Below are 20131 nucleotides of genomic sequence, written 5' to 3'. Positions count from 1 at the left end.
GCAAGACCGGGGCAAATGCCCCAGACTCCGACGCAACGCCCCCGCTCGGCCAGGACCTGTCCGGCACGATCCGAACGACAGGCCCTAGCGATCCGAAGGCTTGCCGCCCGACCGGGGAGCGCCCACCGTCGCACCCGCCTTGACGCCGCCGTCCTTGTTCCCCGGCGGGGCCTCGAAGGACTCCAGCGCCTCCAGCACGTCCTGGACGCGCGAGATCTCGGCGTTGATGTCCTCGCGCCGCCGCACCAGGACCTCCAGCTCGCGCTTGCCCTCCTCGACCGTGCGCCGGGCCTCGCGGATCGCCTCGGCCTTCAGCTCCTCGGCCTCGCGGATCAGCGTGGCCTTCTTCTGCTCGGCCTCCTTGAGCAGGCCCTCGGCCTTCTTCACGGCGGCGATCCGGACCTTGCCGGCCTCCGAGTTCGCCTCCGACACCAGCTCCTTGGCCTTCGCCTGAGCCTTGCCGAGCTGCTCCTCGGCCGCCTTGATGAGCGCGTCGCAGCGGTCGCCGGTCGACCGCATCGTCTCGGCGGCCTCGCGGCGGGCCCGCTCGTGCAGCTCCTCGATCTCGGAGGTGACGCGGTCGCGCAGTTCCTCCGCCCGTTCCCTGATGGCGGTCGCGTCCCGGCGGGCGCCGACGAGCAGCTCGTCCGCGTCCGTACGGGCCTTCTCCACCCGCGAGTTGCCCTCGACCGTCGCCTCGGAGACGAGCCGCTCGGCCTCGGAACGGGCCGCGCCGACCATCGTGTCCGCCTGCGCCTCCGCCTCCGCGGTGGTCTTCAGCGCCTGCTGCTGCGCCTCGGTGAGCAGCTTGTCCGCCTCGGCGGCGGTCTCCGTGATGAGCGTGTCGACCTGCTCGGCGGCCTCGGAACGCCGCTTGTTGGCCTCCTTGCGGGCCTCGTCGAGCGTCGAGTCCGCCTCGTCGCGGGCCACGCTCAGCATGCGGTCGGCCTCCGCCGCCGCCTCCCGCTTGACCCGCTCGGCCTCGGTACGCACCCGCTCGGCGTGCTGCCGCGCGGAACCCACCGTCTCGGCGGCCTCGGCGCGCAGCCGCTCCGCGTCGCCGGAGGCGTCCGCGATGAGCTTCTCCGCCTTCGCCACCGACTCGGCGCGCAGCCGCTCGGCCTCCGCGGCCGTCTCCGACTGGAGCCGCTCGGCCTCGGCGATGGTCTCCGTCTGGAGCCGCTCGGCCTCGGAACGGGCCTCCGTGATGAGGGTGTCGGCCTGCGTCGCCGCGTCCGACCGGATGCGGTTGGCGTCGTCACGGGCGTCCGCCCGGGTGCGCGACGCGTCCTGCTCGGCCTGCGCGATGGTGTCCGAGGCCTCCGTGCGTACCCGCTGGGCGTGCGCGGACGCCTCCGAACGCAGCCGCTCGGCCTCCGCGACGGCGTCGCCGACGGTCCGCTCGGCCAGCGCGCGGGCGGCCTCCGACTCCTCGCTCGCCTCGCGCCGCAGCCGGCCCGCGTCCTCCGCGGCCCGCTCCCGCTCGGAGTAGGCGTCGGCGCGGACCCGGTCCGCCTCCTCCTCGGCCTCCCGGCGGGTGCGGTCCGCCGCGTGCTCGGCGGCCGACCGCAGCCCGGCGATCTCGTCCTGCGCCTGCTCGTGCAGCCCGGCCACGGAGTCCCGTACCTGCTGCGCGTGCTGCTCGGCCGCCGACACCGTCTCGGTGGCCCGCCGGTCGGCCTCCTCCACCAGCCGTACGGCCTCGGCCTGGGCGTCCTCCACGCGCTTGCGCGCCGACGCGAGCAGCTCCTCGCTCTGCTCGCGGGCCCGCTCCCGCTCCTGGTCGGCCTCCTGGCGGGCGGCGCCGAGGTAGTCCTCGGCCTCGCGGCGGCGCCGGGTGGCCTCCTCCTGGGCGGCGGCCAGCGTCTCGGACGCCTCGGTGGCCAGCCGCTCGGCGGCGGCCTGCGCCTCCGCGCGCATCCGGTCGGCGGTCTCCTGGGCCTCGGTGCGCAGCCGCTCCGCCTCCGCGGCGGCCTCCGACCGCAGCCGTACGGCGACGGACTCGCCCTCGGCCCGCGAGGCGGACGCGTCCGCGGCGGCCTCGGTGCGCAGCCGCTCGGCCTCGGTCTCGGCCTGCTGCTGGAGCGTACGGATCCGCTCGGCGGCCTCGCCGCGCAGTCGTTCGGTCTCCTCTGCGGCCTCGCGGCGGATCCGCGCGGCCGCCTCGCGGGCGTCGCCGAGCGCCTCCTCGGCGGCGGTGAGCCGGGTCTCCGCCTCGGTGTGCAGCCGGGTCAGTTCCTCGGTGGCCTCCGCCTGCCGCGCCTCGACGGCGCGCTCGGCCTCCTCGCGCAGGGCGAGCGCGGCCCGCTCGGCGTCGGCCGTGATGCCCTCGGCCTGTTCGGCGGCCTCGGCGCGGTGCCGTTCGGCCTCCTTGCGGGTGCGCTCCAGGGTGTCCTCGGCCTGCCGGCGCAGCGTGGCGGCCCGCTCGATGGCCTCCGTGCGGACCTTCTCGCTGTCCGCGGTGGCCTTCTGGCGCAGCTCGTCGGCGTCCTGACGGGCCTTCGCCAGCAGTTCCTCGGCGGTCCTGGCCGCCTCCTCGATCTGCTGGACGGCCTCCTTGCGGGCCTCCGCGCGGATCTTCTCGCCCTCGGCGACCGCGTCGGCACGCAACTGCTCGGCCTCGCCGCGCAGCCGGCGGGCCTCCTCCTGGAGCTCGACCGTCCTGGCCCGGTACTCCTTGGTGTCGTCCTTCGCCGCGCCCTTGAGCTCCTCGGCGATGTCGTGCGCCTCGGCGCGCAGCCGGTCGGCCTCGGTCTCCGCCTCCCGGCGGATCCGCTCGGCCTCCTCGGCGGCGGCCCTCGTGGTGCGCTGCGCGTCCTCCTGCGCCTTGTTGAGGACGTCCTCGGCGGTCTTGGCCGCCTTCGACAGCTGGGTGGCGCTCTCCTCGGCGGTGAGCGTGCGGGCCTTCTCTGCGGCCTCGGCGAGGAGCTTCTCGGCCTCGGCGCGGGCGTCGGCGACGAGCTGCTCGGCGTCCGCCCTGGTGGCCTCGGCCTCCTTGGTGGCCTCGCCGACCAGCCGGGCGACCTGCTCCTTCGCCGTACGGGTGCGCTGCTCGTTGGCCGACTCGGCGCCGGCGAGGGTCTTCTCGGCGGCGGCCCTGGCCTCCGCGAGGACCTTCTCGGCCTCGGACTGCGCCTTGCGCAGCGCCTCCTCCGCCTCGGTCATGCGCTGTTCGGCGGTCCGGCTCAGCTCGGTCGCCCGGCGGCGGGCCGCGTCGGACTCGGTGGCCGTGGAGCTGCGCAGCGCCTCGGCGTGCTCGGTGGCCTCCTGGGCCTGGGTGGAGGCGGCGTTCAGCAGACGCTCGGCGTCCGTGCGGGCGCGGCGCAGCAGTTGCTCGGCCTCGGCACGGGCCGACTCGGCCTCGCTCTGGAGCCGCTGACGGGCCTCCGCGGTCACCCGCTCGGCCTCGGCGCGCGCGGCCGCCATGGCCTGCTCGGCCTCGGCGCGCGACTCCTCCAGGAGGCGGCGGGCCTGGGCCTCGGTGCGGGCCCGCAGCTGCTCGGCCCACGCCACGTTCTCGTTGACGTGCGACTCGACGGTCTGCCGGCGCTCGGCCAGCTCCTGGTCGAGCTGCTGGCGCCGGGCGACCGCCTCCTGGTGCAGCTCCGCCTGGAGCCGGGCCGCCTGTTCGGCGTGCTCCTGGAGGATGCGCTGGGTCTGCGAGCGGGCCTGACTCAGCTCCCGCTCGGCGTCCGCGCGCAGCTGGTCGGCCTGCATCTGCGCGTTGCGCAGCAACTGTTCGGCCTGATAGCCGAGGTCCCCGCCGTCGAAGGAGGGCCGGGACATGATGGTGCGCCGCGCCTCGTGCAACTTGGCGCGCAGCACCTCGACCTGGTAGCCGAGGTCCTCGGCGTGCTGGATCGCCTTTTCCCGCTCGGTCTTCAGCCGCTTCATCTCGGCTTCGAACCGAGTGAGGTGGTCGACGTCAGCCGCCGGATCCCGCTCCTGGCTCTCGTAGCCCCGCACTGCGCGGTCCCATCCGTCCCCTGGTCGCAAGCTTCTCCGTACGAGCCCCGTCCATCCGCCGGACGGGGCCCCCGGGGAATGGTGTCAGATCAACGGCGGAGCACGGGCTGCCGCCCCGACGCTCGTCCCCCGAAACCCGGACCCCGGACGGGTCCTGCCGACATGACGGCAGGACACCGGTCGCCCTGGCTGGAGCGGCGACCGACCCCAACCCTACCGGCCCATATGTACGGGGGTCAGTGCTCAGGTGACTCAACGGCGGCCGATGTGACCAGTTCTGTCAGGACTCCGTGGCAATCCTTCGGGTGAAGGAAGGTGATTCGTGACCCCATGGAACCGCGTCGGGGCTCTTCGTACAGCACGCGTACGCCCTTGTCGCGGATGTCCGCGGAGTCCGCGTCGACGTCCGCCGTACCGAAAGCGATGTGGTGGACGCCCTCGCCGTTCTTGGCGAGCCACTTGGCGACGGTGGAGTCCTCCCGGGTCGGTTCCAGGAGCTGGAGGTACGAGGCGCCGCCGTCGGACGTATCGTTGATCTTGAGCATGGCCTCGCGGACGCCCTGCTCCTCGTTGATCTCGGAGTGGAACACCTCGAAGCCGTACGTCGCCCGGTAGAACTCGACGGTGGCGTCGAGGTCGTGGCAGGCGATCCCGATGTGGTCGATTCGCGTCAGCATGCTGTCAGTGCAACGCGACGGAGGTGGTTACGCAACGTGCGCGCGATCACACCGACGGCCCGATGACGGGTGAAGTGCCGGTCAGTACATTCGAAGTAAACCCTCGTTCACTCCTCGGCCCGTGCAAGGCCGGTAAGGGGATCGCAGCTCATGACTGGAACCAACAGCACGACCTCGGTGATCGTCGCGGGCGCCCGGACGCCCATGGGACGGTTGCTGGGCTCGCTGAAGTCCTTCTCCGGAGCCGACCTCGGCGGCTTCGCGATCAAGGCCGCCCTCGACCGTGCGGGGATCGGCGGCGACCAGGTGCAGTACGTGATCATGGGCCAGGTGCTCCAGGCCGGCGCGGGCCAGATCCCGGCCCGGCAGGCCGCGGTCAAGGCCGGCATCCCGATGAACGTCCCGGCGCTCACCGTCAACAAGGTGTGCCTGTCGGGCCTCGACGCCATCGCGCTGGCCGACCAGCTGATCCGCGCGGGCGAGTTCGACATCGTCGTCGCGGGCGGCCAGGAGTCCATGACCAACGCCCCCCACCTGCTGCCGAAGTCCCGCGAGGGCTTCAAGTACGGGGCCATCGAGATGCTCGACGCGATGGCGCACGACGGGCTGACCGACGCCTTCGAGAACATCGCCATGGGCGAGTCCACCGAGAAGCACAACACGCGCCTCGGCATCGCCCGCCCCGAGCAGGACGAGATCGCCGCCCTGTCCCACCAGCGGGCCGCCGCCGCGCAGAAGAACGGCCTGTTCGACGCCGAGATCACGCCGGTGGAGATCCCGCAGCGCAAGGGTGATCCGGTCGTCTTCAGCAAGGACGAGGGCATCCGCCCCGAGACCACCGCCGAGTCGCTCGGCAAGCTGCGCCCCGCCTTCACCAAGGACGGCACCATCACCGCCGGTTCCGCCTCGCAGATCTCCGACGGCGCCGCGGCCGTGGTCGTGATGAGCAAGGCCAAGGCGCAGGAGCTGGGCCTGGAGTGGATCGCCGAGATCGGCGCCCACGGCAATGTGGCCGGCCCGGACAACTCGCTCCAGTCGCAGCCGTCCAACGCCATCCTGCACGCCCTGAGGAAGGACGGCCTGGAGGTCTCCGACCTCGACCTCGTCGAGATCAACGAGGCCTTCGCCGCCGTGGCGGTGCAGTCGATGAAGGACCTCGGGGTGTCGACCGAGAAGGTGAACGTCAACGGCGGCGCCATCGCCCTCGGCCACCCCATCGGCATGTCCGGCGCCCGGCTCGTGCTGCACCTGGCCCTGGAGCTGAAGCGGCGGGGCGGCGGCATCGGCGCGGCCGCGCTGTGCGGCGGCGGCGGCCAGGGTGACGCACTGATCGTGCGGGTACCCAAGGCCTGAGTTCCCTGTACGTCGTACGTCGTCACCCGAACGGAGCTGTGATGCAGGACGTCTCCTCGCTGGTCGCCCAGGCCAGGGAAGGCCGGCCCCGGGCCGTGGCCCGGCTGATCTCCCTGGTGGAGGGGGCGTCGCCGCAGCTCAGGGAGGTCATGGCGGCACTGGCCCCGCTGACCGGCAACGCCTACGTGGTGGGCCTGACCGGCTCGCCCGGCGTCGGCAAGTCGACGTCCACCTCCGCGCTGGTCACGGCGTACCGCAAGCAGGGCAGACGGGTCGGCGTCCTGGCCGTCGACCCGTCCTCCCCCTTCTCCGGCGGCGCCCTGCTCGGCGACCGGGTCCGGATGTCGGAGCACGCCTCCGACCCCGGCGTCTACATCCGCTCCATGGCCACCCGCGGGCACCTCGGCGGCCTGGCCTGGGCGGCCCCGCAGGCCATCCGGGTGCTCGACGCGGCGGGCTGCGAGGTGATCCTGGTGGAGACGGTCGGCGTCGGCCAGTCCGAGGTCGAGATCGCCTCCCAGGCCGACACCAGCGTGGTCCTGCTGGCTCCCGGCATGGGCGACGGCATCCAGGCCGCCAAGGCGGGAATCCTGGAGATCGGCGACGTGTACGTCGTCAACAAGGCCGACCGCGACGGGGCCGACGCCACCGCCCGCGAGCTGAACCACATGCTGGGCCTCGGTGAGTCCCGCGCCCCCGGCGACTGGCGCCCGCCGATCGTGAAGACGGTCGCCGCCCGCGCCGAGGGCGTCGACGAGGTCGTCGAGGCGCTGGAGAAGCACCGCGCGTGGATGGAGGAGCACGGCGTCCTCGCCGAGCGCCGCCGGGCCCGCGCGGCCCGCGAGGTGGAGACGATCGCCGTGACCGCCCTGCGCGAGCGCATCGGCGACCTGCACGGCGACCGCCGGCTCAGCGCCCTCGCGGAGCGGATCGTCGCCGGCGAACTGGACCCGTACCGGGCGGCGGACGAGCTGGTGACGGGACTGACCCAGGGGCGGTGAGGCGCTCCGGCGGCCGGCCGGGCCCTCCGGCCTCCGCGGTACCCCGGCCGTGCTCCTGACGCCACCGCGCGCGTTCCTCGACGACCGCCGGGGCTCCCCGGCACGCCCTGCCGCCCGCGACCGCCCCGCCCGCCGTCCGGCCGTGCCCGGCGCCGCGACTTGACGCCCTGGAGCCCGGCCGGTCGTGCCCGGTGCGTCCGCCGCGCCCGCCGGAGCCCGGGCGCGCGCCCGCCCGGCGGCCGCTCCGCCCGGGGCGGGCAGGGGCCCACCGGGCCGTCGGACGTCAGTCGTCGGCGCCGGTGTCGTCGTCAGCGTCGTCGGCGTCGTCGTCGGCGCCCGCCCGGTCGTCCTGGCGGTCCGCCGTGAGCTTGCCGTCCTTCAGGCCGACGTTCCAGTCGCGCTCCTTCGCCGACGAGCCGCCGGTCTCCGCCTCCCAGGCGCCCGCGCCGTCGTCCTCCAGGTCGACCGAGGTGACGAAGCCCTTCGCGGCGGCGCTCTCCGCGGCCTCGGCGGCGGTCACACCGGCGCCCTCGAGCAGGGCACGGGCCTCGCGTACGTCGTCCGCCTCGTCTTCGGCGGCGCGCGTGCCGAGGACGCGGCCGGTGGCCGGGTCGACGAGGACGTCGTACGAGGCCGTGCCGGTGCCCAGGATCCGCACCTCCCAGCCCCGGTCGTCGTCCCCGGCCTCCGTCCCGAGCTCGGCGGAGACGGCCGTACCCGGCCGGGACTCCAGCGCCGCCGTGATCGCCTCGGCCGCGGTCACCTCGGTGGGCCCCGGTGCCTTCGGCGCCGTCCGCGAGGTCGGCGCGTCCGCCGCCGCCCGTGCGTCGTCGTCCGCGAAGGCGGCCGCGGTGCCCCCGCCGATCGCGGCGGACGCGACGACGGCGGCGATGACGAGCTTGCGCTTCATGGGGTTTCCTCCCGCTGTGGTGCTGCTTCGGTCTCGACGGTGACCACCTTGCCCCCGCGCACCTGAAGGCACGCTGAAGCAACCTGAAGACCGCTTCAGCTTCGGTTTGCGACCCTGGTCCGCATGCGTCTGTTGATCGTCGAGGACGAGAAGCGCCTCGCCCTCTCCCTCGCCAAGGGCCTGACCGCGGAGGGCTTCGCCGTGGACGTGGTCCACGACGGGCTGGAAGGGCTGCACCGCGCGAGCGGGTCGCCGTACGACCTGCTCGTCCTCGACATCATGCTGCCCGGCATGAACGGCTACCGGGTCTGCTCCGCCCTGCGCGCCGCCGGCAACGACGTCCCGATCCTCATGCTCACCGCCAAGGACGGCGAGTACGACGAGGCGGAGGGCCTGGACACGGGGGCCGACGACTACCTCACCAAGCCGTTCTCGTACGTCGTCCTCGTGGCCCGCGTGAAGGCCCTGTTGCGGCGCCGGAGTCAGGGCGGCGGCGCGTCCCCGGTGCACGTCCTCGGCGAACTGAGGGTGGACACCGCGGCCCGCCGGGTGTTCCTGCGCGGAGCCGAGACGGCGCTCACCGCCAAGGAGTTCGCCGTCCTGGAGCAGCTGGTGGTGCGGGCCGGCGAGGTGGTGTCGAAGGCCGACATCCTCGACCACGTCTGGGACTTCGCCTACGACGGCGACCCCAACATCGTCGAGGTGTACGTCAGCGCGCTGCGCCGCAAGCTGGGCGCCGGGCTCATCCGCACGGTCCGCGGCGCCGGGTACCGGCTGGAGCGGGCGGGGGCGGGCCGGTGAGGCGCCGCCTGGGGTCGGTCCGGGCCCGCGCCACGCTGGGCGCCACGCTCGTGGTCGCCGTGGCGCTGCTCGCCGCCGGGACGGCCGTCCTGCTGTCGCTGCGGGCCGACCTGAGCGGCAGGGCGGGCGCCCTGGCGGAGCGCACCGCGCGCGGGGTCGCCGCCGAACTGGCCGCCGGACAGCCCTACGGCGAGCTGTCCCTCGACGACGACCGGCCCGTCCAGGTCGTCACCGAGGACGGCGTCCTGGTCGCGGCCAGTGAGCACCTGGAGCGGATCAGCGGGACGGACACGGACGCGGTGCGCCCGGCGGCGGACCCCGCCACCGGCCGGGGCGGCGGGGAGGGAGACCGGGACGGGGACGACGACTCCGCCGGTGCCGCCGCCAGGACCTCCGCCCTTCCGCCCGGCGAGATCGCCGAGGACGTCTCCTACGGCGACGGCTCCGCCACCGTGGACGGCGAGGAGGCCGACTACCGCTTCGCCGCCGTGGAGGTCGAGACGCAGGACCGCGGCACCCTCACCGTGTACGCGGGCGCGCCCCTGTCCACCGAGCGCACCGCCGTCCGCACCGCGCTCACCGTCATGCTGACCGGCTTTCCGCTGCTGCTGGCCGTCGTCGCGGGCGTGACCTGGCTGACGACCCGGCGCGCGCTGCGACCGGTCGAGGGCATCCGGCGCGAGATGGCCGCGATCACCGCGTCGGCGGACCTGGCCCGCCGGGTGCCCGAACCGGACACCCACGACGAGGTCGCCCGGCTCGCCCGCACGACGAACGAGACGCTGGCCGCGCTGGAGACCGCCGTGGAGCGGCAGCGCCGCTTCGTCGCCGACGCCTCCCACGAACTGCGCAGCCCCATCGCCTCGTTGCGCACCCAGCTCGAAGTGGGGGCCGCGCACCCCGGGTTGCTGGACGTCCCGGGCGCCGTCGAGGACACCGTACGGCTCCAGCGGCTGGCCGCCGACCTGCTGCTGCTGGCCCGGCTGGACGCGGGGGAGCGGCCCACGGACGCGCGGGTGGACCTGGCGGAGCTGGCGCGGGAGGAGTCGGCCGGCCGGGCCCGAGTGGCCGTGGACGCGGAGCCGGTGAACGTGTCCGGATCGCGGGGGCAGTTGCGGCGGGTGCTGGCCAACCTGCTCGACAACGCCGGGCGGCACGCCCGCGAGGAGGTCACGGTGACCGTGCGGTGGGAGGGTCGGTGGGCCGTCGTCGCGGTCGCCGACGACGGGGACGGGGTGCCGGAGGCGGACCGGGAGCGGGTCTTCGAGCGGTTCGTCCGGCTCGACGCGGCCCGCAGCCGCGACGACGGCGGGGCCGGTCTCGGGCTTGCCATCGCCCGCGACGTGGCCGTACGCCACGGCGGCACCCTCACGGTCCGCGGGACGCCGGAGGGCGGAGCCCTGTTCGAGCTCCGCCTTCCGGCCGTCCGGGGCGTGTGGTGAAAGCGGCGTCGTCTGCCCGGAGGGCAGGCGGGACCTTCGGAAGACGCCCCGGGTCCTTCGGGTGGATCAGGCCCGCTCAGGGGCGTCCCCGCTGCTCGCGGAGGTGGTCCGCGACGGGCGTCAGGGCCTTGTCGACTTCCGCCAGGGCATCGGGGGAGAGCAGGTCGATGAAGTGCCGCCGCACGGAGGCCACATGGTGGGGTGCCACCTTCCGCATCGTCTCCATGCCGTGCTCGGTGAGGACCGCGAACAGACCTCGGCGGTCGGACTCGCAGTTCTCACGGCGCACCAGGTCGGCGTTCTCCATGCGGGTGATCTGGTGCGAGAGCCGGCTCTTGGACTGGAGGGTGGCGGACGCGAGGTCGCTCATCCGCATCCGGACGTCCTCCGACTCGGACAGATTCACCAGGATCTCGTAGTCGTTCATGGTCAGTCCGAACGGCTGAAGATCCTTTTCAAGCTGGTACGTCAACAGCCTGTTGACCTCCAGGTGGGTGCGCCAGGCGCACTGCTCCGCTTCGGTCAGCCAGCGCGTGGCCGTGTCGGTCTCCATAAATGAAGTCTACCTAAAATGTTGAAAGGCGAACTAGTAAGGGTGGTGTGACAGTGCGCACGCGTTCGACGTCACACTCCGCAGACTACCGCTCACAGCCCGAAGCGACGCTGGAGGTCCCCCAGCTGTCCGGGAAGGCGCGGTGCGCCCGCTTGACCTCCGAAGCCGCCCGGCCCACCGCCGCCGGGCACCCCCGGCTCGGACGGAACCGCTCCCGTGGCCTGCTCGGCCATGAGGGTCTCGGTGGACTGGAGCAGCACCGTGCCGGCGCCCACGAACTCGAACTGGTGCTCCTCCCCGGAAGCCCCGCCCAGGCCCGTCAGCGCACGTAGGCCGCCCATCACGCCCGTCATGTACCCGTGGTCGTAGTGATGGCACGGGGACGGGCAGTCGGCCCAGCCGACGAGCGCCTGCGGGTCCACCCGGATCGGGGGTTCCATGAACACCACCGGGCCGTTAGATGCGGCGACGAACTTGCCGGTTCCGATCAGCGTCAGAAAACCCGGAACGATCGACTGCTTGAGTGCGAGAGTTGGCTGAAAAGCGAGCAGATTGCCCGAGCGAATGGTCAGGTTGCCGTCTTCGAGGTCGTACGAGTTCACGTCGAAGGCCCGGTCGGCGAGGAGCATCTTGCCCGAGCCCTCCGCCACGACCCAGTCGCTCGCGTGCAGAGGCGAATGGAACGACGTGCGCACCAGGCGGTCCAGCCGGCCGTGCCCGACGCCGTTGAAGTCGATCGAGCCGTAGTAGGCGATCATCTTCCCCTTCTGCAGGAACCACTGGCTCCCCTTCAACTCCACGCAGAAGGTGTACGCGTTCACGTTGTCGTCGGCCGGCAGGGTCATGGGGTCGAGGACGGCGGGGCCGGCGCCCGGGTAGGTGGTCACAGCTTCTCCTCGGACGCCTGGACGTATACGGTGCCGCTGCCGCTCAGCTCCAGCTGGAACGCCTCTCCGGAACCGCGGCCCACCATGTCCCGCCAGCCGAGGGCGGTCGACAGCTTGTTGCGCACGTCGCCGTGGTGGGCGACGTAGGCCTGCGGGTCGACGTGGACCGGGCGCTGGGGGGTGATGGGGACCTCGAAGACGCCGCCGTGGGCCATCACGGCGACCGAGCCGTGGCCCGCCAGCGTCGTGGTGAACAGGCCCTGGCCGCTGACCTGCCCGCGGACCATGCCCATGACGCCGCCCTGGGAGCCCAGGAACATGGTGCCCTGCTGCAGGGTGCCCTCGAAGGCGAGGAGGCGGTCCGCCTCGACGCAGAGCGTCTCGCCGGTGAGGTGGATGATCTGGACGTGGTGGCCACCGTGTCCGAACAGGACCGTGCCGCTGCCCTCGACGGACATCAGGGGCGTGTCCTCGTTCGCCAGGCGGCGGCCGATCATCGACATCACGCCGCCCTGACCGCCCTGCGTGTTCGGGGTGAAGGACACCTCGCCCTTGTACGCGAGCATCGCGCCGCGCTGACTGAACAGGCGCCGGCCGGGCGCCACGGTCGCCTCGACCATCTTGGAGTTGATCTCACGGAAGGACATGTCACACGTCCCCCGCGATCGTGTTCCGCTCGCTGGGCTGGACGTACACCAGGCCGTCCCCCTCGAAGCGGATCTGGAAGGCCTCGCCGCCGCCCTCGCCCATCAGGGTGCGGAACGTCACACCGGACTGGAAGGACTGCCGGACGTTTCCCTGGTGGGCGACATAGGCCCCCGGGTCCACGGTCAGCGGGAACTGCGGGCTCACCCGGAGCACCACCGCCGGACCGTCCGAGGTGATCGCCGCCTGGCCGTGTCCCTCGACGGTCGTCGTGAACAGCCCGTTGCCCTGCGAGGCGCCGCGCAGGCCGGTGAAGGACGTGCCCGTCCTCAGCCCCGCGTCCGTCGCGAGCAGATTGCTCGACTCCACGTACAGCTTGTCCCCCTGGAGGCTCACGAGGTTGATCTCGGAGGCGCGGTCCGCGAACCAGCAGGTCCCCTGCCCCCGCACCTCCATCACGGTCATCTGCTCGCCGGTGAGGCGCCGGGTCACCATCCCCCGCAGCCCCTCGCCGCCGCCGCTCATCTTCTTGAAGGCCATCTGCCCGTCGTACGCGACCATCGAGCCGTTCTTCGCCTTGACGGCGTCCCCGGTCATGTCGACGGCGAGCACCCTGCTGCCTTGGAGTCGAAACATCGCCACGCTGCGAAGGTAGCCCCTGGGGCGTCGCGCCGACAGGGCCTTCGGGTGGAGATCGTCCCTGAATGGACCCTTAGGGGCTGTCCGGCGCGATCGGCCGTTCACGGGCCTCGGGGACCGTCGGCCGTGACCGGGCGCCGCCCGGCATCCACCGCACCCCGCCCGGCTCGCCGCCACGCCCGTTTGTCACAATGGGCGCACGCTTGTGCGTGCGTTCACAAACGACCGGATCAGCACCGCATCTCCCACCGAAGGTGACCCGTGGACCTCAAGACAGCCTCCGCCCTCCGCCGACTCCGCCTGGTCTCCGGGCCCGAGGCGGTCTCGTTCCTGCTGCTGCTCGTCTGCTCGGTGCTCAAGCGCACCACGGACTTCAACGCGGTGCCGGTGATGGGCGCGCTCCACGGTCTGCTGTTCGTGCTGTACGTGATCTTCTGGGCGGACGCCTGGAACCGCGCCAAGTGGCCCCTGCGCACCGCCGCCCTCTACTTCGTCCTCTCGGTCCTGCCGGCCGGCGGCTTCTTCGCCGAGCGCAGGCTCCGCCGCGAGGCCGAGGACGCGGTCATCGCCTCCCGCGCCCGGCGCGAAGGCGTGGTGAAGGCGTCGTGATCGTCGCCTTCTCCGTCACCCCGCTCGGTGTCGGCGAGGACGTCGGGGAGTACGTCGCCGACGCCGTCCGGGTGGTCCGCGAGTCCGGCCTGCCGAACCGCACCGATGCCATGTTCACCTCCATCGAGGGTGAGTGGGACGAGGTCATGGACGTCGTCAAGCGGGCCGTCGCCGCGGTCGAGGCACGGGCGCCGCGCGTCTCCCTGGTCCTCAAGGCCGACATCCGCCCCGGCGTGACGGACGGCCTGACGTCGAAGGTGGAGACCGTCGAGAAGCATCTCGCCCGGCGGGGCGAGTAGCGGCGACGGGCCGGCCCGCCGGGGCCGGCCCCGGCGCTTGCCCGACGCCCGCCGCGGCGCTTGCCCGACGCCCGCCGCGGCGCTTGCCCGACGCCCGCCGCGGCGTCTGCCCGACGCCCGCCGCGGATGCTGCCGCACCGCCCGCTGGGCCACTGGTCCCGGTTCCTCCGGCACGCCCACCGGCAGCCCGAGTCGCCACCCGGCCCGACGCGGCCCGACCCGACCCGGTACGGCCCCGGTGGACCGAAGGCCGAGACGGGGCTGACCGCGATATGACCGACGGGTAGGGTCTGGTGCCGTGCCGAAGCCGTCCAGCCTTTCCTTCGACCCCATCGCCCGCGCCGACGAGCTCTGGAAGCAGCGCTGGGGAAACGTGCCGTCCATGGCCGCGATCACCTCGATCATGCGCGCCCACCAGATCCTCCTCGCCGAGGTCGACGCGGTGGTCAAGCCGTACGGGCTGACCTTCGCCCGCTACGAGGCCCTGGTGCTGCTCACCTTCTCCAAGGAGGGGGAGCTGACGATGTCGAAGATCGGCGAGCGGCTCCAGGTGCACCCCACCTCCGTGACGAACACCGTCGACCGCCTGGTGAGATCCGGCCTCGTCGCCAAGCGCCCCAACCCCAACGACGGCCGCGGCACCCTCGCCACCATCACCGACAAGGGCCGTGAGGTCGTCGAGGCGGCCACCCGCGACCTGATGGCCATGGACTTCGGCCTCGGCGTGTACGACGCCGAGGAGTGCGGGGAGATCTTCGCGATGCTGCGCCCCCTCCGCGTGGCGGCACACGACTTCGACGAGGGGTGAACCGCGGGGCGGCAGGGTGGGGCGACCCGGGGAGAGATCGCCCGGAACGCCTGGTTACGCTCGACGGCATGAAGAAGAGCGTGCTGACCCGCTACCGCGTCATGGCCTATGTCACCGGTGTGCTCCTGGTCCTGCTGTGCCTGTGCATGATCGGCAAATACGTCCTGGACCTGGACGGTGCCGCGGACGCCACCCGGGTCGTCTCCATCGCCCACGGCTGGCTCTACGTCGTCTACCTCGTCTTCGCCTTCGACCTGGGCTCCAAGGCCAGGTGGCCGGTCCGCAAGCAGCTCTGGGTGCTGCTCGCCGGGACCGTCCCGACGGCCGCGTTCTTCGTGGAGCGGAACGTCACGCGCGAGCTGGAGACCAAGGCCGCCGAGGAAGCGCCGGAGACCGCCGAGGCGTAACCCCGCACCGCCGTACGCAGGTGTACGGCGGTCTCCCATCGACATTTACTAGGACGTCCTAGTAAATTCGATCGTATGGACGCTGACGCCATCGAGGAGGGCCGCCGACGCTGGCAGGCCCGGTACGACGCCGCGCGCAAGCGCGACGCAGACTTCACCACGCTCTCCGGCGATCCCGTGGAGCCGGTGTACGGGCCCCGGCCCGGGGACGCCTACGAGGGCTTCGAGCGGATCGGCTGGCCCGGGGAGTACCCGTACACCCGCGGGCTGTACCCGACCGGCTACCGGGGGCGCACCTGGACCATCCGGCAGTTCGCCGGGTTCGGGAACGCCGAGCAGACCAACGAGCGCTACAAGATGATCCTCGCCAACGGCGGCGGGGGCCTCTCCGTCGCCTTCGACATGCCGACGCTGATGGGCCGCGACTCCGACGACCCGCGCTCGCTCGGCGAGGTCGGGCACTGCGGGGTCGCCATCGACTCCGCGGCCGACATGGAGGTGCTGTTCAAGGACATCCCCCTCGGGGACGTCACCACCTCGATGACCATCAGCGGACCGGCCGTGCCGGTCTTCTGCATGTACCTCGTCGCCGCCGAACGGCAGGGCGTCGACCCGGCCGTCCTCAACGGCACCCTGCAGACCGACATCTTCAAGGAGTACATCGCGCAGAAGGAGTGGCTCTTCCAGCCCGAGCCCCACCTGCGCCTGATCGGCGACCTCATGGAGTACTGCGCCGCCGGCATCCCCGACTACAAGCCGCTCTCCGTCTCCGGCTACCACATCCGCGAGGCCGGCTCGACGGCCGCGCAGGAGCTGGCGTACACGCTGGCGGACGGCTTCGGGTACGTCGAACTGGGGCTCAGCCGCGGGCTGGACGTCGACGTGTTCGCCCCCGGCCTGTCCTTCTTCTTCGACGCGCACCTCGACTTCTTCGAGGAGATCGCCAAGTTCCGCGCCGCGCGCAGGATCTGGGCCAGGTGGATGCGCGACGTCTACGGGGCCACGTCCGAGAAGGCGCAGTGGCTGCGGTTCCACACGCAGACCGCCGGTGTCTCCCTGACCGCCCAGCAGCCGTACAACAACGTGGTGCGCACGGCCGTGGAGGCGCTCGCCGCCGTGCTCGGGGGCACCAACTCGCTGCACACCAACGCCCTGGACGAGACCCTCGCGCTGCCCTCGGAGCAGGCGGCCGAGATCGCGCTGCGCACCCAGCAGGTGCTGATGGAGGAGACCGGCGTCGTCAACGTCGCGGACCCCCTGGGCGGTTCCTGGTACGTCGAGCAGCTCACCGACCGCATCGAGGCCGACGCCGAGAAGATCTTCGAGCGGATCAAGGAGCGGGGGCTGCGGGCGCATCCCGACGGGAAGCACCCGATCGGGCCCGTCACGTCCGGGATCCTGCGGGGCATCGAGGACGGCTGGTTCACCGGGGAGATCGCGGAGTCCGCGTTCCGGTACCAGCAGGCGCTGGAGAAGGGCGAGAAGCGGGTCGTCGGCGTCAACGCGCACACCGGATCGGTGACCGGGGACCTGGAGATCCTGCGGGTCAGTCACGAGGTGGAGCGGGAGCAGGTGCGGACGCTGGGCGCCCGCCGGGCCGTCCGTGACGAGCCGGCCGTGCGGGCCGCGCTGGACGCCATGCTGGCGGCCGCGCGGGACGGGTCCAACATGATCGGGCCGATGCTGGACGCGGTGCGGGCGGAGGCGACGCTGGGGGAGATCTGCGGGGTGCTGCGGGAGGAGTGGGGGGTGTACACGGAGCCCGCGGGGTTCTGAGCGGAGTTCTGGGCGGGCCCGGGGACGGGCGGCCGGGGTTTCTCCTCGCCGCCCGCCCCCTTCCCGTCCTCAGACGCCGGACGGGCCGGCCCCGGGCGGGGATCCCGCCAGGCCGTGCAGCAGCAGTCGGGTGAAGTCCCCCACCCACTCCTCGTCCGCCGGTTCCGCGCTGACCAGGGTGCGGTGGACCACCGCGCCCGCGACCACGTCGAAGATCAGGTCGATCGTGCGGGCCGCTTCCGCCGGGTCCGTCTCCGGCGGGAGTTCCCCCCTGGTCCGCGCGCGGGCCCGGCCCTCCAGGACCAGGTCCTTCTGGGGGTCGACGATGGACGCGCGGACGCGTTCGCGCAGGGCGTCGTCGCGGGTGGACTCCGCGACCACCGCCATCAGGCCGTTCCTGGCCTCCGGGCGGGCGAGGATCGCCGCGAACTGCAGGACCACGCCCTCGATGTCGGCGGCCAGACTGCCCCGGTCGGGGAGTTCGAGCTCGCCGAAGAGTTCCGCGACCGCGTCCACGACCAGTTCGTTCTTGCCGGACCAGCGGCGGTAGAGCGTCGTCTTGGCCACCCCGGCCCGGGCCGCCACGTCCCCCAGCGTGAGCTTGGACCAGCCGAGTTCGACCAGCGCCTGCCGGGTCGCGGACAGGATCGCGGTGTCAGCGGCGGCGCTGCGCGGGCGTCCGGTACGGCCGGCTGGCGTGCGGCTCTGCATCCTCCGACCTTATCCGGCCCCGTCCGGCCGGTTCCGTGCGGTCGTGAGGGAGATCACCGGGACGGGGCGGCGGGAAGGACCCCCGCGGTATTACGCTACGACTCGTAGCGAAAGCTCGCGAACGGACGTACGCGAGCCGCGGCCGGACGGCTCGGGGTGGGGACCCCGGTGCTTATTTCCGATCGCTTTTCACGCACACGCGCGGACGGGGGAGGATAGACGCATGCAGCCACGGAACATGTCCATGAGCGGAGTCGTCGACCTCGCCGCGGTGAAGGCGGCCCAGGAGGCCAAGGCGAAGGCGGAGCAGGCTCGGGCCGAAGCCGCCCGGCAGGGCGGGACGGGGGCGATCTCGCCCGCGGACCTCGTCATCGACGTCGACGAGGCCGGGTTCGAGCGGGAGGTCCTCCAGCGGTCCGCCGAGGTCCCGGTCGTCATCGACTTCTGGGCCGAGTGGTGCCAGCCCTGCAAGCAGCTCAGCCCGGTGCTGGAGCGGCTCGCCGTCGAGTACGAGGGGCGGTTCCTGCTCGCCAAGATCGACGTCGACGCCAACCAGATGCTGATGCAGCAGTTCGGGGTGCAGGGCATCCCGGCCGTCTTCGCCGTCGTCGCGGGGCAGGCGCTGCCGCTCTTCCAGGGGGCCGCCGACGAGACGCAGATCCGCCAGACGCTCGACCAGCTCGTGCAGGTCGCCGAGCAGCGCTTCGGCCTGACCGGCCTCACCGTCGATCCCGAGGCCCGGCCCGGCGAGCGCGCGGAGCCCGCCGAGGCGCCGGCCGGCCCGTACGACGCCCTGCTGGAGGCCGCCGTACAGGCGCTGGACGCGGGGGACTTCGGCGGGGCGGTGCGCGCGTACCAGAACGTGCTGGCCGACGACCCCGGCAACACCGAGGCCAAACTCGGCCTCGCGCAGGCCGAGTTGCTGCACCGGGTGCAGGAGATGGACCCGCAGCGGGTGCGCAAGGACGCCGCCGACAAGCCGGGTGACGCGCGGGCGCAGATCGCCGCCGCCGACCTCGATCTGGTGGGCGGGCACGTCGAGGACGCCTTCGGGCGGTTGATCGACACCGTGGCCCGCACGGCGGGTGACGAGCGGGACGCCGCGCGGCTGCGGCTGCTCGAGCTGTTCGAGGTGGTCGGGCCCGACGACCCGCGGGTGGCCGCGGCGCGCAGGGCGCTGGCGCGCGCCCTGTTCTAGCGGGGCGGGCGCCCGGTTCTGACCAGTCACTAAACGCCGGAACCGGTGGCGCCCCAGGGAAAGTTCAGTCGACACGGTTCCGCAGCGGCCGCGTTTTGCCAAAACTTGGTAATCGCGGCCGCTGTTACTGGCAGTAAGTCGGGGCCGTTGTTCTGTCGGATTCTGTCCAGCGATCAATAGTTTTGTCCTGGGTATGGCTGCCACCGAGCGTCGCCGGTCGAGACCGGTGGGTCGTTGTTCGGTTATCCGGCCGTTACTAGCGAGTAACGAACCCCCTTGTGCGGGCGCCGAGAATGCACCACGATCGGCCACGCTCGGTCCGTTCCCGTACCCCGACAGCCGGTTGGGTCAACGGGTTTTCCTGGGTCCCCACCGAGCAGAGACGGCGGCAGCAGTGCCGTCGGCTCTTGGGCAGGGGGGTCTTCGCCACGGTGAAGCCTGTCCAGCAAGGTTGTGCGTGATGCGTGTCAGGCGCGACCAGTGGTTGTCGCTCGGGGGTGATCGCCGGTGATTCGGGCGCTGTTCGCGCCACCGAGTGCAGGCGCTCCCCTTCCCGAGGACGTAGCACTTCTCCCATCCCTGCCCGGCTGAGCCGCCGCTTCGGGGGCTAGTCAGGGCCAGGAGATGTACGTCCGAGAAGGAGGAAATATGGAGTCCCAGGTGCGTGGCGGGACCAGATGGAAGCGGTTCGCTGTGGTCATGGTGCCCAGCGTCGCCGCCACGGCGTGCATAGGCGTCGCCCTCGCGCAGGGTGCGCTCGCCGCGTCGTTCAGCGTGTCGGGTCAGTCGTTCAAGGTCACCGCGGACAAGCTCGTCGGTACGGGCTTCTCGCAGTACGGCGCGATCGACTCGGGCTACACCCTCGACGGCAAGAAGACGGCTCACGCCGTCGCCGTCTCGGCGTTCAAGAGCGCGTCGATCACGAACATGTGCCAGTCCGTGGTCACGCCGAACATCCCGCTGCTCGGCTCGGTCAGCCTCACGCTGAAGGCCGGCGGTGGCGACACCCCGGTCCAGGCCGAGAACCTCTTCATCGACGTCGAGGAGCTCGAGGCCGACGCCACGTTCAAGAACATCGACATCGGTGTGGCCGCCAAGGACCTGAAGAAGGGTCCTGGCATCAAGAGCGGCGACACCGCGAACCCGTTCGGGTTCGCGCAGGAGGCCGAGTCGGCCGTCCTGACCGACGTGAAGCAGACGGCGTGGGCCACCACCGCCGGAACCTTCAAGCTCAGCGGCCTGAAGATGTCGCTGTCGACGGGTGTCAAGGAGTGCTACTAAGCACTCCCTGACGGGCGGGGGAGCCGGTGGCGCCCCCGCCCGTCCAGTCTCCCCCCCCCCCCCCGGCCCGCCGCCCCCCCCCCCCCGCGCCCCCCGGCCCCCCCCGCCCCCCCCCCCCCCCCACGCCCCCCCCGGGCCCGGGTTTCCCCGGGCGCCCCGCCCCCAGTC

The 20131-nt window shown here is 72.5% G+C and carries 19 protein-coding genes; 11 read left to right on the top strand and 8 right to left on the bottom strand.

The features are described 5' to 3' along the window. Positions 1-84: 84 nt before the first annotated feature. Complete coding sequence (gene scy / locus ACGFQC_RS05310) at positions 85-3966, bottom strand: polarized growth protein Scy (RefSeq protein ID WP_363090929.1); 3882 nt, start codon at positions 3964-3966, stop codon at positions 85-87. Between the two features lie 236 nt (positions 3967-4202). Beyond that, positions 4203-4643 (bottom strand): methylmalonyl-CoA epimerase, encoded by a 441-nt coding sequence (gene mce, locus ACGFQC_RS05305; protein ID WP_363090928.1) that lies wholly within the window; start codon positions 4641-4643, stop codon positions 4203-4205. Positions 4644-4793: 150 nt separating this feature from the next. Here mce and ACGFQC_RS05300 point away from each other — a divergent pair, with 150 nt between their 5' ends. Continuing rightward, a complete protein-coding gene (locus tag ACGFQC_RS05300; protein ID WP_363090927.1) occupies positions 4794-5996 on the top strand; it encodes an acetyl-CoA C-acetyltransferase in 1203 nt (400 codons plus the stop codon). Positions 5997-6037: 41 nt separating this feature from the next. Further along, entirely contained in the window at positions 6038-6997 is a 960-nt protein-coding gene (meaB, locus tag ACGFQC_RS05295; protein ID WP_363090926.1) for a methylmalonyl Co-A mutase-associated GTPase MeaB, read from the top strand. 283 nt (positions 6998-7280) lie between these two features. On the opposite strand, the gene ACGFQC_RS05290 is transcribed toward meaB, so the two are convergent. Further along, a complete protein-coding gene (locus ACGFQC_RS05290; RefSeq protein ID WP_363090925.1) occupies positions 7281-7907 on the bottom strand; it encodes a PepSY domain-containing protein in 627 nt (208 codons plus the stop codon). 123 nt (positions 7908-8030) lie between these two features. Between ACGFQC_RS05290 and ACGFQC_RS05285 the strand changes: the two genes are divergently transcribed. Both ACGFQC_RS05285 and ACGFQC_RS05280 read left to right on the top strand, forming a co-directional pair. Beyond that, positions 8031-8708, top strand: coding sequence for a response regulator transcription factor (locus ACGFQC_RS05285; protein WP_363090924.1), 678 nt, complete (start codon positions 8031-8033; stop codon positions 8706-8708). Beyond that, positions 8705-10150, top strand: a complete 1446-nt coding sequence (locus tag ACGFQC_RS05280; RefSeq protein WP_363090923.1) for a HAMP domain-containing sensor histidine kinase — start codon at positions 8705-8707, stop codon at positions 10148-10150. The genes ACGFQC_RS05285 and ACGFQC_RS05280 overlap by 4 nt, the downstream gene beginning before the upstream one ends. 76 nt (positions 10151-10226) lie before the next feature. On the opposite strand, the gene ACGFQC_RS05275 is transcribed toward ACGFQC_RS05280, so the two are convergent. From ACGFQC_RS05275 to ACGFQC_RS05260, 4 genes are all read right to left on the bottom strand, one after another. Beyond that, positions 10227-10703, bottom strand: coding sequence for a MarR family transcriptional regulator (locus tag ACGFQC_RS05275; protein ID WP_363090922.1), 477 nt, complete (start codon positions 10701-10703; stop codon positions 10227-10229). A 92-nt stretch (positions 10704-10795) separates the two neighbouring features. Further along, positions 10796-11590, bottom strand: coding sequence for an AIM24 family protein (locus ACGFQC_RS05270; RefSeq protein ID WP_363090921.1), 795 nt, complete (start codon positions 11588-11590; stop codon positions 10796-10798). Beyond that, positions 11587-12237 carry an AIM24 family protein gene (locus tag ACGFQC_RS05265; RefSeq protein ID WP_363090920.1) on the bottom strand — a complete coding sequence of 217 codons (651 nt, stop codon included), beginning with the start codon at positions 12235-12237 and terminating at the stop codon, positions 11587-11589. Before ACGFQC_RS05265 ends, ACGFQC_RS05270 begins: the two co-directional genes overlap by 4 nt. Before the next feature lies 1 nt (position 12238). Beyond that, positions 12239-12871 carry an AIM24 family protein gene (locus tag ACGFQC_RS05260; protein WP_363091045.1) on the bottom strand — a complete coding sequence of 211 codons (633 nt, stop codon included), beginning with the start codon at positions 12869-12871 and terminating at the stop codon, positions 12239-12241. 264 nt (positions 12872-13135) lie between these two features. Here ACGFQC_RS05260 and ACGFQC_RS05255 point away from each other — a divergent pair, with 264 nt between their 5' ends. From ACGFQC_RS05255 to ACGFQC_RS05235, 5 genes are all read left to right on the top strand, one after another. Next, positions 13136-13483, top strand: coding sequence for a DUF3817 domain-containing protein (locus ACGFQC_RS05255; RefSeq protein WP_363090919.1), 348 nt, complete (start codon positions 13136-13138; stop codon positions 13481-13483). Beyond that, on the top strand, positions 13480-13782 hold the full coding sequence (locus tag ACGFQC_RS05250) for an MTH1187 family thiamine-binding protein (RefSeq protein WP_363090918.1): 303 nt from the start codon (positions 13480-13482) through the stop codon (positions 13780-13782). The genes ACGFQC_RS05255 and ACGFQC_RS05250 overlap by 4 nt, the downstream gene beginning before the upstream one ends. Positions 13783-14080: 298 nt before the next feature. Next, a complete protein-coding gene (locus ACGFQC_RS05245; RefSeq protein WP_363090917.1) occupies positions 14081-14590 on the top strand; it encodes a MarR family transcriptional regulator in 510 nt (169 codons plus the stop codon). Between the two features lie 68 nt (positions 14591-14658). Further along, positions 14659-14997, top strand: a complete 339-nt coding sequence (locus ACGFQC_RS05240) for a DUF3817 domain-containing protein (protein WP_363090916.1) — start codon at positions 14659-14661, stop codon at positions 14995-14997. A 75-nt stretch (positions 14998-15072) separates the two neighbouring features. Next, complete coding sequence (locus ACGFQC_RS05235) at positions 15073-16773, top strand: methylmalonyl-CoA mutase family protein (protein WP_363090915.1); 1701 nt, start codon at positions 15073-15075, stop codon at positions 16771-16773. A 69-nt stretch (positions 16774-16842) separates the two neighbouring features. Here the strand turns inward: ACGFQC_RS05235 and ACGFQC_RS05230 are convergent, their stop codons facing one another. Continuing rightward, complete coding sequence (locus ACGFQC_RS05230) at positions 16843-17484, bottom strand: TetR/AcrR family transcriptional regulator (protein ID WP_363090914.1); 642 nt, start codon at positions 17482-17484, stop codon at positions 16843-16845. Between the two features lie 223 nt (positions 17485-17707). On the opposite strand from ACGFQC_RS05230, the gene ACGFQC_RS05225 reads away from it, so the two are divergent. Then, positions 17708-18682 carry a tetratricopeptide repeat protein gene (locus ACGFQC_RS05225; protein WP_363090913.1) on the top strand — a complete coding sequence of 325 codons (975 nt, stop codon included), beginning with the start codon at positions 17708-17710 and terminating at the stop codon, positions 18680-18682. Between the two features lie 648 nt (positions 18683-19330). Continuing rightward, on the top strand, positions 19331-19963 hold the full coding sequence (locus ACGFQC_RS05220; RefSeq protein WP_363090912.1) for a DUF6230 family protein: 633 nt from the start codon (positions 19331-19333) through the stop codon (positions 19961-19963). Positions 19964-20131: the final 168 nt, after the last annotated feature.

The sequence above is a fragment of the Streptomyces sp. NPDC048734 genome (assembly GCF_043198675.1).
Lineage (GTDB): Bacteria > Actinomycetota > Actinomycetes > Streptomycetales > Streptomycetaceae > Streptomyces.
Note: the sequence above shows the minus strand (reverse complement) of the source record. Positions and strands in the feature narration are given on the sequence as shown.